This window comes from Paracidovorax cattleyae, from assembly GCF_900104515.1.
Classification (GTDB): domain Bacteria; phylum Pseudomonadota; class Gammaproteobacteria; order Burkholderiales; family Burkholderiaceae_C; genus Paracidovorax; species Paracidovorax cattleyae.
The window spans coordinates 203254-215253 of the sequence record NZ_FNJL01000004.1; the positions used below are offsets into that span (position 1 = coordinate 203254).

Genomic DNA, 12000 nt, shown 5'->3' on the forward strand with positions numbered 1-12000 from the left:
CGGTTCCACGGCGTCTGCTGGCCTGGGGGTGTGCAAGTGCCCTGGCGAACGGCAAGCGCTGAGGGCCGTTGGGGCTGTCCGCGTGGGTCGTCGGTTGAACGCGGCTGGTGGCGCTCGGTGAACCGATCTGGGCGCAACGACCGTATGCGGCAACAGGTGCCGTACAGCAACGTGCAGCAACGGCGCCGGTCATTTCTGCCAGCCGCTGCAATCGATTGAAGATTGAAATGTGGCGGGCCGCGTGTGCGGCCCGCCCTGTTGGAGAGGAAGGCGCCGATGCGCGCGGATGTGTTTTTGGTGGAGCGCGGCCATGCGGCCACGCGGTCTCAGGCCCAGCGCCTGATCGCGGCCGGTGTGCAGTGGCGGCTGGCGGCCAGCCTGCCGTGGACGAAGGTGGCGAAGAACGGTGACGACATTCCGGCGATCGCCGAAGTCGAGTTGCTGGACGCTGCCGAGGCCCGGTACCTGTCGCGTGGCGGCCTGAAGCTGGAGGGCGCGCTGCTCACCACCGGCCTGCGGGTGGCCGGGCTGCGCTGCCTCGATGTGGGGCAGAGCACGGGCGGTTTCACCGACTGCCTGCTGCAGCACGGTGCGGCGCAGGTGATCGGCGTGGATGTGGGCCATGGTCAGCTGCACGAGCGGCTGCGCGATGACCCACGCGTGGTGGGCGTGGAGGGGCTGAATGCCCGTTCCGTGACTGCCGAATCGCTGCGGGAGGCGTGCGAGGAAGCCCTGTCCGAGCGCGTGGAGCGCGATCCGGAAGACAACGAAACCCAGCCCGAGGCGCCTTATGCCTGGATGCGCAATGGCGGCCAGGTGGACGACGAGTACGACGACAGCGACGATGCCAAGGAGCACGAGGTGGAGGCTTTCAAGGCCGAGCGCGAGGCCAGGGCGCGCGCCCGGGCCGAGGGTGCGCTGCCCACCGAGCTGCGCCGCCGTGCGGGGCGCGAGGACGTGGACATCACGCCCGAATTCGATTGCGTCACCGGCGATGTGTCCTTCATCTCGCTCACGCTGATCCTGCCGGCGGTGGTGCCGCTGCTCAAGGCGGACGGCGAGCTGCTGATGCTGGTCAAGCCGCAGTTCGAGCTGCAGCCGGGGCAGGTGGGCAAGGGCGGCATCGTGCGCGATCCGGCCCTGTATGCCCAGGTCGAGCAGCGCCTGCGCGAGTGCTGCGCCGCGCTGGGCCTGGACGTGGCCGGCTGGCACGACAGCCCGATCGATGGCGGCGACGGCAACTGCGAATTCTTCATCCATGCAAGGAGGAGGGCATGAGCCTTTCCACCCACACGGCGGGCCTTCCGGTCAGCTTCGAGTTCTTTCCCCCCAAGACGCCCGAAGGCGCGGACAAGCTGCGCGCCGTGCGCCAGAAGCTGTACGCCCTCCGTCCCGAGTTCTGCTCCGTCACCTACGGCGCGGGCGGCTCCACCCAGGAAGGCACCTTCGGCACGGTGCGCGAGATCCTGTCCGAAGGCGTGCAGGCGGCCTCGCATTTCTCGTGCATCGGGGCCACCCGCGAGGGCGTGCGCGGACAGCTCGCGCAGCTCAAGGCCATGGGCGTGTCCCGGCTGGTGGCGCTGCGCGGCGACCTGCCCAGCGGCTACGGCGCCGGCGGGGAGTTCCATTACGCGAGCGACCTCGTGGCCTTCATCCGCGCCGAGGCGGGCGACGATTTCCACATCGAGGTGGCCGCCTATCCGGAAGTCCATCCGCAGGCCCGTTCTCCCGAGGCCGACCTGCAGGCGTTCGCCACCAAGGTGCGCGCCGGAGCGCATTCGGCCATCACGCAGTACTTCTTCAATGCCGATGCCTACTGGCGCTTCGTGGACGACGTGCGCGCCCTGGGGCTCGACGTGCCGGTGGTGCCGGGCATCATGCCCATCATGGGATCGACCCAGCTCATGCGCTTTTCCGACGCGTGCGGCGCGGAAATCCCCCGCTGGATCCGGCTGCGGCTGCAGGGCTTCGGCGACGACGCTGCCAGCATCCGTGCCTTCGGGCTCGACGTGGTGACCGAACTGTGCGAGCGCCTGCGCGCCGGCGGGGTACCTTCGCTGCACTTCTACACCATGAACCAGAGCGCCGCGACGCTGGAGATCTGCCGGCGCCTGGGCCTTTGAGCCTCCTTCGAAAGGGGGCGGTCGCGCGCTCGGCCGTGTTGGGTAATATGGCGCCTCCCTGCGCGACCCTGACATGATTCCCGCTCTCGCTTCTTCCATGACGGCGGCCCTGCTGTGGGCCCTGCTGCCCCTTTCTGCCGCGGCCCAGTTGCGCTACAGCTGCCGTGACAGCATGGGGAATGTCTTCTCCCTCTCGCGTCCCTGCCCGGCGGGCACGGTGACCACCGCCGCCGCAGCCGGGCCCCTGGAGCCCGCTGTGGCCCCGGGACCTGCGCGGTACGAGCCGCCGTCCCCGCCGCCGCTGCGCACCTTCCCGGAGGCGAACGAATACCGGAAGTACATGAGTGCCCAGTGCCGCACGCTCCAGGACGCCGTCCGGTCGGGGCCTGCGCGCGGCCTGCAGTCCGATGTGCTGCACGGCCTGCGCCGGGAGTACGAAAGGGACTGCAGGGAAGAGGAGCAGGAAGCGTCCGCGCGGTTCTACCGCGAGCAGCGCGAATCCCGCCAGCAGCGCCGCGAGGAACTCCGGCAGGCCGAAGCGGCCGAACTGGCGGCCCGCGCGGAAACCACCCGGCGGGCCGAGCAGTGCGCGGAATCGCGCCGCATCCTCGCGGCCAGGCGGTCACGCACCGATCTCACCGATGGCGAACAGAAGGATTTGAAGCGTTTTGAAGAGGTTTTTGCATCGCGCTGCCAGCGCTGACTGGTGCCGCCCCGCAGGCCGGCTGGCCATGCTCGGGCTGTGCGCCCTGGCGGCCGCCTGCGCGGTCGCGCCCGCTCCCGGGGATTCCACTGCGCCGGCCGCGCCGGCTCCTGCCCCTGCCGTGCAGGGCAAGCCCCCGGCAGAGAGGCCTGCCAGACCGGCGGCGCGCCCGTCCCGCAGTCCGGCCCCGGCGCCCGCGCCTGCCCAGGACGCCGTGGCCCCGGAGCGCGCGCCGGCCGACCGTCCGAAGGAGCCGCGGGTGCCGGAAGACGAGCGTTCCTCGGGGACGGGGTTCGGTCTGGGCGGCGAACTGGCCGGATTCGGCGAGGAGGGCATGGCTTCGTGGTATGGCGCCCGCTTCCACAGCCGCCGCACCGCCAGCGGCGAGCGGTTCGACATGAACGACTTCACGGCGGCCCACCGCACGCTGCCCTTCGGCACGCGCGTCTGTGTCCGCAGCCTCGTCACGGGGCGTTCGGTGCAGGTGCGCATCAACGACCGGGGCCCCCATTCGCCCGGCCGCATCGTGGACCTGAGCCGGGCGGCCGCGCAATCCCTCGGCCTGCTGGGCCTGGGCATCAAGCCGGTGGCGATCAGCCTGGCGCCCGCGGATCCGGACGTACCGTGTCCCGGCTCCAGCGACGACTCGGTGGCGCCGTGAGCGGCCTCAGCCGCCCGATTCGAGGCTATGGGCGGCGTGCTGCGCGTCCTGTGCCAGCAACTGTGCCATCTGGGGCAGGGCGGGCTGCAGCGCTGCCTTGAGCGTGTAGGGCGGGTTCACGACGAACATGCCGCTCGCGGGCAGGCCGGGTCGCCGCTGCGTTCCGTCCGCGTCCGAGGTCATTTTGCTGGATTTCACCGTCAGGGTGGCATGCAGCCAGGGCTTGCCGGCGCGGGTGGCGAGCGTTTTCATCCGCCGCGGCAGGTCGTGGGCCTCGGGCCGCGGAATGATGGGGTACCAGATGGCATAGGTGCCCGTGGCGAAGCGCTTGAGCGCTTCGGCCACCATGTCCAGCACCTTGCCATAGTCGCTCTTGATTTCATAGCTGGGATCGCAGAGCACGAAACCCCGCCGGGAAGGCGGGGGCAGGAACTTGCGGATGCCCTCGAAGCCGTCTTCGTGCAGCACCGCCACCTGCCGCCCGGCGTCGAGCTGCGCGACGTTGCCCGCGAGGGAGCGCATGTCCGTGGGATGCAGTTCGAACAGCTTCAGCCGGTCCTGCGGGCGCAGCAGCCGGTGGGCGATGAAGGGCGAGCCCGGATAGACTTTCGCCGCCGGGCCGGTATTGAACTCCTGCACCATGTCCACGTAAGCCTGCAGCGCCGGGGCGAGCTCGGTGCCCTGGGGCAGCGCCGCGGGCAGCAGGCGGAGAATGCCGTCGGCCGCCTCGCCGCTCGTGGCCGCGTAGTCGCCGTCCAGCCGGAAGAGGCCCGCGCCGGCATGGGTATCCAGCACGGCGAGCGCGGCGTCCTTCCGGGTGAGGTGTTGCAGGGTGGCGATCAATACCGTGTGCTTGAGCACGTCGGCATGGTTGCCCGCATGGAAGGCGTGGCGGTAGCTGAACATAGGCCCCGATGGTAACCAGCCCCGCCCGCGTCCGCCCGGAACGACCGGTGCCTGGCGTCGCGGCGGTTTCCGGGCCCGGGACGCGCTTTGTTGCCCGTCCGCGGCCCGGTTGCTGCATGATGGCGGCCATCGGCCGCTGCAGCATCCGCCGCACGTGCGTGCCGGCCCCCCTGGATTTTTGCTTTTTCCCTATGTCCGTTCCCACCCTCGTCACCGAACCCCAGAGCGAAGCGCACCACGTGGATGCCTTGCCCGCGGGATCCCGCCTCGGAGAATTCGAGGTGGTCTCGCTGCTCGGCGTCGGGGGCTTCGGCATGGTCTACAAGGCGTTCGACCATTCGCTGCTGCGGTTCGTGGCCATCAAGGAATACATGCCGACAGCGCTGGCCGCGCGTGCGCAGGGGCAGTCGCTCTGGGTCCGCTCCTCCTCGCACGAGCAGTCGTTCCAGGCGGGGCTGGCGTCCTTCGTGGCCGAGGCCCGGCTGCTGGCGCAGTTCGACCATCCCTCGCTGGTGAAGGTTTTCCGTTTCTGGGAGGCCAACCAGACCGCCTACATGGTGATGCCGCTGTACGCGGGCATGACGCTCAAGCAGGCGCGCGCCCACATGCGCACCCCGCCGCCCGAGGCCTGGCTGCGCAAGGTGCTCTGGTCCGTGCTGGGCGCGCTGCGGGTACTGCACGAGGGCCAGACCCTGCACCGCGCATTTCACCCGACAACATCTTCCTGCAGGACTCGGGGCTGCCGGTGCTGCTCGACCTCGGCGCCGCCCGGCATGCCATCACCGACCATTCCCACCGGCTCACGGCGGTGCTGAAGGTCAACTACGCACCGATCGAGCAGTACAACGACGAAGGCAACGACCTGCGCCAGGGGCCCTGGAGCGACCTGTATTCCGTGGGGGCCGTCGTGCACGGCTGCCTGTGCAACGACACGCCGCTGCCTGCGACGCTGCGCGCGATCCGCGACCGGATGGTGCCGTTCTCCCGTGTCGCGAAGACCGTGAAGCGCCAGTTCGGCGTCGAGTACTCGCCGCCCTTCGTCGCCGCGATCTCGCAGACGCTCGCGCTGCAGCCGCAGGACCGGCCGCAGAGCATCGACGACTTCCTGCGCACCCTGGAGATGGCGGCCCCGCCGGAAGGCATGGAGCAATTCGACTTCCGTGCCGAACTGGGCGACATCTGGGTCGAGCCGGCCGACCGCCGCGCCGCGGGCGTCGCCGTGCCGATGATCGACATCACCTCCGTGCCGGCGCCGACGTCGGGTCTGCCGGTGCCCGAGCCCATGGCCGCAGCCGTGCACGTCCCCGAGCCCGCCGCGGTCACCACGGTGCTGCGCCGCAGCCCCGTGCCTGCTGCCGAGCCGGGGCGCTCCTCCCGCGCCGCAGCGGTGGGGGACGATACGGTCTTCCTCGACAGTGCCACCGATGCCGGAGACTCCTGGTTCGGGGCCGCGGGCGCGCACGGATCGGGTGGCGTTGCCATGCCCGCCGGGGCCGTTGCGGGCCGCAGGCCGCGCATGTGGGCCGTGGCGGCACTCGCCGTGGTGGCGCTGGCGGCGGCGGCCGCCGGCGGCGCGTGGTGGGCAGCGCGTTCTGCCGACGGCAAGCCGGCCGTGGCGGCGGCCATGGCTGCAGCGGCTGTGCCGAGGACACCGGAAGAGGAGATCATCACGGAAAAGGAGGAGCCTGCACCCGCGGCCGCAGCGGCTCCGGCGGCGTCCTCCGCCGCGGCCGTGCCGGACCCCATGCCGCCGCCGGGCGCAGCCCAGGCCGCTACCCGGTCTGCTGCGGTCTCGGTGCCGGCCGTGGCCGCCGCGGCGGCGTCTTCCCCGCGGTCACGGCCGCCGGTCCGCAAGGCGGAAGCCGCCGTGGCGGCGGCCCCCGCCACGCCCGCGGCGTCACTGGCTTCGGCGGTGCCCGCGCCGCCGCCGAAGCCCGCGCCGCGCGTGATCGGCCCGGACGAGGCATGTGCGGACGCCGGCTTCCTGGCGCGGCCGATGTGCATCCACCAGGAATGCCAACGCCCCGCGGTGGCGAACCATCCGCTGTGCGTGGAGAACCGGCGCCGTCTGGAGGCCGAGGAGCGCCGCCGGCTGATGCAGCCCCAATGAGCCTGGCCGCATCGTGCGGCCACGGCCGGCTCCTGGCAGGGGCATTGCAGTGGCCTTGAGGGTTTTCGTATAATGGTGGGCTTCGCAGCGAATTCCCAGGTCCCGCGGCGAGGCGCAAGACACCACCTAAGAGGCTTCCGTACAGAGAAGCACCGACCGTGGAAAAGGACCGCCAAACCCTCTTACATGCAAGAGAAACTCATGTCCACTTTCAGCGCAAAGCCCGCTGAGGTCGTGCACGAGTGGTTTGTGATTGACGCGACCGACAAGGTCCTCGGACGAGTAGCCAGCGAAGTTGCTCTCCGTCTGCGCGGCAAACACAAGGCCATTTACACGCCTCACGTCGATACCGGCGATTTCATCGTCATCATCAACGCCTCGAAGCTCAAGGTCACCGGCACCAAGTCCCTGGACAAGGTGTACTACCGCCACTCCGGCTATCCCGGTGGCATCACGGCGACGAACTTCCGCGACCTGCAGGCCAAGCACCCCGGCCGCGCACTCGAGAAGGCCGTCAAGGGCATGCTGCCCAAGGGCCCCCTGGGCTACGCCATGATCAAGAAGCTCAAGGTCTACGGCGGCGCGGAGCATCCGCACACCGCTCAGCAGCCCAAGGCGCTGGAAATCTAAGGAGCCGACATGATTGGTGAATGGAACAATGGCACCGGCCGTCGCAAGTCCAGCGTCGCCCGCGTGTTTCTGAAGAAGGGTTCCGGCAAGATCACTGTGAATGGCAAGGACATTCAGCAGTATTTCGGCCGCGAAACCTCCATCATGATCGCCAAGCAGCCGCTCGTGCTGACCAACCATGTCGAGACCTTCGACATCCAGGTCAACGTGCACGGCGGCGGTGAGTCCGGCCAGGCCGGCGCCACCCGCCACGGCATCACCCGTGCCCTGATCGACTACGACGCAACGCTGAAGCCTGCACTGAGCCAGGCCGGCTTCGTGACCCGCGATGCCCGTGAAGTCGAGCGCAAGAAGGTCGGTCTGCACTCCGCACGCCGCGCCAAGCAGTTCTCGAAGCGCTGATCTTCGGTGCGCTGCACCCGGCCGCGAGGTTCTCCTGTGGAGTGCTTCCGGCCACGAAAAACCGCCATCATTGGCGGTTTTTTGCATTGGGCGAACGCTTTTTGGAGGAGGGTTGACGCATGCGACTCAAGCTGCTGCGCCGCAGGCTGACCGTGAGCGCCCCGCGGGTGGCGATCCGCAACGCCATGCCCTGGCCCCTGCGCTGGATGGTGCTGGCCGTGTTCTTCGGCCTGTGCGCGGCCATCGCCCTGTGGGCCTTCGAGTTCGGCAAGAGCATCGCCGGACTGGATTCGCGCTCGCGGGACGAGCTGGTGCGGCTGCGCGAGGAGGTGTCGCGGCTGCGCGAGGAGACCCGTGCGCACGACGAGGCCACCAGCGCCGAGGGTTCCCTGCTCACTGCCGAGCGCGCGGCGCTGGAGCGCGTGATGGCGCGGATGCGGCAACTGGAAGCCGACAACCGCACGCTGCGCGACGACCTGGGTTTCTTCGAGAAGCTCATTCCCGCCGGCAGGGCCGATGGCGTGAGCATCCGCGGCCTGCAGGCCGAGGCCATGGGTGCGGGCCAGTTGCGCTGGCAGGTGCTGGTGATCCAGCCGGTGCGCAATGCGCCCGCCTTCAGGGGGCGCCTGGAACTGCTGGTGGAAGGGGTGCGGGACGGCAAGCCCTGGGCGCAGTCGCTGCCCGGTGGCGCCCAGGCACTGGAGTTCGAGCATTACCGCCGCGTGGAGGGGGTGTCGGACATTCCGTCCGGCGCCGTGGTAAAAACCGTGACCGCGCGGGTCCTGGAGGGCAGTGCGGTCCGTGCCGCCCACCAGTTCTCGATGCAGTGACCGCCGGCGCGCCTGCGGAAACGAAGAGAAGAGGGACCGGGGCGTGGCTGTCCCGCCAAGGAGGTTTCACCATGTTTTCCCGCAAGAAGCAGCCCCCCATCAAGAGCCTCATCGCGCATGGCACCCGCATCAATGGCGAGGTCGTGTTCGCCGAGGGCCTGCGCATCGACGGCGAGGTGGCCGGGGACGTGCGCGCCCAGGATGGCGAGCACGCCACCATCCTGGTGGTATCGGAATCGGCCCGGGTCGAAGGGGCCGTGCATGCCGCCCACGTGATCATCAACGGCACGGTGATCGGCCCGGTGCATGCGGCCGAGCTGCTCGAACTGCAGCCCAAGGCGCGCATCACCGGCAACGTGCACTACAAGGCCCTGGAGATGCACCAGGGGGCCACCATCGCCGGGCAGATGAGCCCGACCTCGGTGCTCGTCGAGGAAATGCCCACACTCAAATTGGCGTCAAAGGCGGGCTGAGCGGCGCGAAAACGCCATTGCAGTACCATCGGAAGCCAATTCCTCCCCTCAGCCGGAGACACCCCCATGAGCGCAGTAGCCGAGAACATCCAGACCGAAATGCCCGCCCCCATCGTCTTCACCGACAGCGCAGCCGCCAAGGTGGCCGACCTGATCGCCGAAGAGGGCAATCCCGACCTGAAGCTGCGCGTGTTCGTGCAGGGTGGTGGCTGCTCGGGCTTCCAGTACGGCTTCACGTTCGACGAGATCACGAACGAGGACGACACCACCATGACGAAGAACGGCGTCTCGCTGCTGATCGATGCCATGAGCTACCAGTACCTGGTGGGTGCCGAGATCGACTACAAGGAAGACCTGCAGGGCGCCCAGTTCGTCATCAAGAACCCGAACGCCACGACCACCTGCGGTTGCGGATCGAGCTTCTCGGTCTGACCCCGTCCCGATGACAGCAAGCCGCCCCAGGGCGGCTTTTTTGTTCCTGCCTGTTCCTGTCAGACATCTGCCTGCCCCATGTCCACCAGCGCCGCATCCGAACCGTCCCTCCCGCCTGCCCCTTCCCCGGACCGCCGCATCCTGCTGTGGATCGTGGCGGTGGGTTTTTTCATGCAGACGCTGGACGCGACCATCGTCAACACGGCCCTGCCGGCGATGGCGGCGAGCCTGGGCGAGAGCCCGCTGCGGATGCAGTCGGTGATCGTCGCGTATTCGCTGACCATGGCCATGCTGATCCCGGCCTCGGGCTGGCTGGCGGACCGGTTCGGCACCCGCACCGTGTTCCTGTTCGCCATCGCCGTCTTCTCGCTCGGCTCGCTGGCCTGCGCGGCATCGCGGCACCTGGGGGAACTGGTGGCGTCGCGCGTGCTGCAGGGGCTGGGCGGCGCACTGCTGCTGCCCGTGGGGCGCCTGGCGGTGCTGCGCACCTTCCCCCGGGGCGAATTCCTGGAGGCGATGAGCTTCGTCGCCATTCCCGGGCTCATCGGACCGCTGCTGGGGCCCACGCTGGGCGGCTGGCTGGTGCAGAGCGCATCGTGGCACTGGGTGTTCCTCATCAACCTGCCGGTGGGCCTGATCGGCCTGCTGGCGGCAGCCCGCTTCATGCCCGTGCTGCGGGCGGAGCGGCCCGATCCCTTCGATGGGGCGGGCTACGTGCTGCTGGCCTTCGGCATGGTGTCCATCTCGCTGTCCATCGAGGCGGCAGGCGTGGTCGGACGCGGCGGGGCGGCGGCCCTGGGCGTGGGCGGCCTGGTGGCGCTGGTCGTGTACTGGCTGCACGCCGCGCGGCACGAGCGGCCGCTCTATTCACCCCAGCTGTTCCAGGTGCGGACCCTGTCGGTCGGGCTGCTGGGCAACCTGTTCTGCCGGCTCGGCAGCGGGGCCATGCCGTTCCTGATCCCGGTGTCCCTGCAGTTGCTGCTGGGGTACTCGCCCATGCATGCCGGCATGATGATGCTGCCCGCGGCCCTCGCGGGCATGGCCATCAAGCGGGTGGCGACGCCGCTGATCCGCCGGTGCGGCTACCGGAACATCCTGGTCGCCAATACCGCGCTGCTGGGGATGCTGATGGCCAGCTTCGCGCTGCGCGAGCCCGGCTGGCCGCTGGCGTGGCAGGTGCTCCAGCTGGCGGCCTTCGGCGCCGTCAACTCCTTGCAGTTCTCGGCGATGAACACCATCACCCTCAAGGACCTGGACGGTGCCAGCGCCAGCAGCGGCAACGGCCTGCTGTCGATGGTGCAGATGCTGGCGATGAGCCTGGGCGTGGCGGTGGCGGGCGCGGTGCTCTCGGAGTGGAGCCAGGCGTACGGCGGTGCCGAGGTGCCGGGCGCGGTGCTGCACGCCTTCCAGTCCACTTTCCTGACGGTGGGCTTCATCACCATCGTCTCGGCGGCCGTGTTCTGGCAGCTGCCGCGGGAGGCGCGCACACCGCCCCGCGAGGGGCCCGAGGTGTCGGGCCAGGGCTGAACACGGAGCCTGGGCCGGGCCTCAGGCGGGGTAGATGGCGCCCAGCACGCGCGGGCCTGCGGCGCCGGTCACCTGCGGCAGGTTGCCGGGCAAGTGCTGGAGCGCGCGGCGGGCCAGCCAGGCGAATGCGGCCGCCTCGACCTGCTGCGGCGGCAGGCCGAAGGCGGCCGTCGTCTGGACGTTGACCCCGGGCAGCAGGGTGGCCAGCCGCCGCATCAGCAGGCCGTTGCGGGCACCGCCGCCGCACACGGCGAGCTGGCGTCCACCCTGGCCGTGGCTTTCCATGGCCATCGCGCAGGCGCGGGCCGTCAGTTCGGTGAGCGTGGCCTGCACATCCTGGGGTGGCAGGGCGGACAGTCCCTGGAGATGGGCCTGCAGCCAGGCCGCGTTGAACAGGTCGCGGCCCGTGCTCTTGGGCGGCGGCTGGTGCAGGTAGGGTTCCGGAAGCAGGCGTTCCAGCAATGCGGGCTGTACGGTGCCCTGTGCGGCCCAGGCGCCGTCGGCATCGTAGGGCTGGCCGGTGTGGAGGCCGCACCAGTGGTCCATCAGCGCGTTGCCCGGTCCGCAGTCGAAACCCAGGACCCCGCCCTGCGCGCCGAGAACGCTGAGGTTGGCGATGCCGCCGATGTTCAGCACGCACACGGTAGCGCCGGGCCGGCCGAACACGGCCTGGTGGAAGGCCGGCACCAGCGGTGCGCCCTGGCCGCCCGCGGCCACGTCGCGGCTGCGGAAGTCGGCGACCACGGCGATGCCGGTGCGCTCTGCCAGCAGGGCCGGGCTGTTGAGCTGCAGGGTGTAGCCGGTGCCGTCGAAGAGGCCCGGCCGGTGCCGCACGGTCTGGCCATGTGCGCCGATGGCCTGCACATCGGCCGGACCGAGTTGTGCGGCCAGCAGCAGCCGCTGGACCACCTCGGCATAGATGCCCGTCAGCGCGTTGGCCGCCAGCGCAGCGCGGTGCAGCTCGTCCGCGCCGCTGGCATTGAGCGCCAGCAGCTCGGCCTTGAGCGCATCGGGCAGCGGCGCCGACGCAAAACCTGCCACCCGCAGTGGCGTCCCCTCCCCGAATTCGACCAGCGCCCCATCCACCCCGTCGAGCGAAGTGCCCGACATGAGTCCGATATAGCGTTCGATGGAAGCGGCGGAAGTCACGGCAAAGGAATGCAGGAAGGAGGTGAAGTGCCTTGCCGGCTGAATCAGTTCACA

The 12000-nt window shown here is 69.8% G+C and carries 12 protein-coding genes and 1 pseudogene; 11 read left to right on the top strand and 2 right to left on the bottom strand.

The annotated features are described in order from the left end of the window. Positions 1-276: 276 nt before the first annotated feature. From BLR05_RS04915 to BLR05_RS27005, 4 genes are all read left to right on the top strand, one after another. Positions 277-1278: a TlyA family RNA methyltransferase gene (locus tag BLR05_RS04915; RefSeq protein WP_092832705.1), complete on the top strand. Its 1002-nt coding sequence runs from the start codon at positions 277-279 to the stop codon at positions 1276-1278. Next, entirely contained in the window at positions 1275-2123 is an 849-nt protein-coding gene (gene metF / locus BLR05_RS04920) for a methylenetetrahydrofolate reductase [NAD(P)H] (RefSeq protein WP_092832706.1), read from the top strand. Before BLR05_RS04915 ends, metF begins: the two co-directional genes overlap by 4 nt. 73 nt (positions 2124-2196) lie before the next feature. Then, positions 2197-2826, top strand: a complete 630-nt coding sequence (locus BLR05_RS04925; RefSeq protein WP_092832707.1) for a DUF4124 domain-containing protein — start codon at positions 2197-2199, stop codon at positions 2824-2826. After that, entirely contained in the window at positions 2804-3487 is a 684-nt protein-coding gene (locus tag BLR05_RS27005) for a septal ring lytic transglycosylase RlpA family protein (RefSeq protein WP_244160045.1), read from the top strand. Before BLR05_RS04925 ends, BLR05_RS27005 begins: the two co-directional genes overlap by 23 nt. Positions 3488-3493: 6 nt before the next feature. Here the strand turns inward: BLR05_RS27005 and BLR05_RS04935 are convergent, their stop codons facing one another. Beyond that, positions 3494-4393: a 23S rRNA (adenine(2030)-N(6))-methyltransferase RlmJ gene (locus tag BLR05_RS04935; protein WP_092832708.1), complete on the bottom strand. Its 900-nt coding sequence runs from the start codon at positions 4391-4393 to the stop codon at positions 3494-3496. Positions 4394-4584: 191 nt separating this feature from the next. On the opposite strand from BLR05_RS04935, the pseudogene BLR05_RS04940 reads away from it, so the two are divergent. The 7 genes and pseudogenes from BLR05_RS04940 (at position 4585) to mdtD (ending at position 10797) form a co-directional block, all read left to right on the top strand. After that, a pseudogene (locus tag BLR05_RS04940) lies at positions 4585-6503 on the top strand (serine/threonine protein kinase). Positions 6504-6704: 201 nt separating this feature from the next. Continuing rightward, positions 6705-7133, top strand: a complete 429-nt coding sequence (rplM, locus tag BLR05_RS04945) for a 50S ribosomal protein L13 (RefSeq protein ID WP_011797080.1) — start codon at positions 6705-6707, stop codon at positions 7131-7133. A 9-nt stretch (positions 7134-7142) separates the two neighbouring features. Further along, positions 7143-7535, top strand: coding sequence for a 30S ribosomal protein S9 (gene rpsI, locus BLR05_RS04950; protein ID WP_092832709.1), 393 nt, complete (start codon positions 7143-7145; stop codon positions 7533-7535). Positions 7536-7654: 119 nt separating this feature from the next. Further along, a complete protein-coding gene (locus BLR05_RS04955; RefSeq protein WP_092832710.1) occupies positions 7655-8365 on the top strand; it encodes a DUF6776 family protein in 711 nt (236 codons plus the stop codon). A 71-nt stretch (positions 8366-8436) separates the two neighbouring features. Beyond that, on the top strand, positions 8437-8838 hold the full coding sequence (locus BLR05_RS04960; RefSeq protein WP_092832711.1) for a bactofilin family protein: 402 nt from the start codon (positions 8437-8439) through the stop codon (positions 8836-8838). 66 nt (positions 8839-8904) lie between these two features. Further along, complete coding sequence (gene erpA, locus BLR05_RS04965) at positions 8905-9270, top strand: iron-sulfur cluster insertion protein ErpA (protein ID WP_011797076.1); 366 nt, start codon at positions 8905-8907, stop codon at positions 9268-9270. 78 nt (positions 9271-9348) lie between these two features. Continuing rightward, positions 9349-10797, top strand: a complete 1449-nt coding sequence (mdtD, locus tag BLR05_RS04970) for a multidrug transporter subunit MdtD (protein ID WP_092832712.1) — start codon at positions 9349-9351, stop codon at positions 10795-10797. Between the two features lie 21 nt (positions 10798-10818). On the opposite strand, the gene BLR05_RS04975 is transcribed toward mdtD, so the two are convergent. Then, positions 10819-11946, bottom strand: a complete 1128-nt coding sequence (locus tag BLR05_RS04975; RefSeq protein WP_092832713.1) for an anhydro-N-acetylmuramic acid kinase — start codon at positions 11944-11946, stop codon at positions 10819-10821. Between the last annotated feature and the right edge of the window lie 54 nt (positions 11947-12000).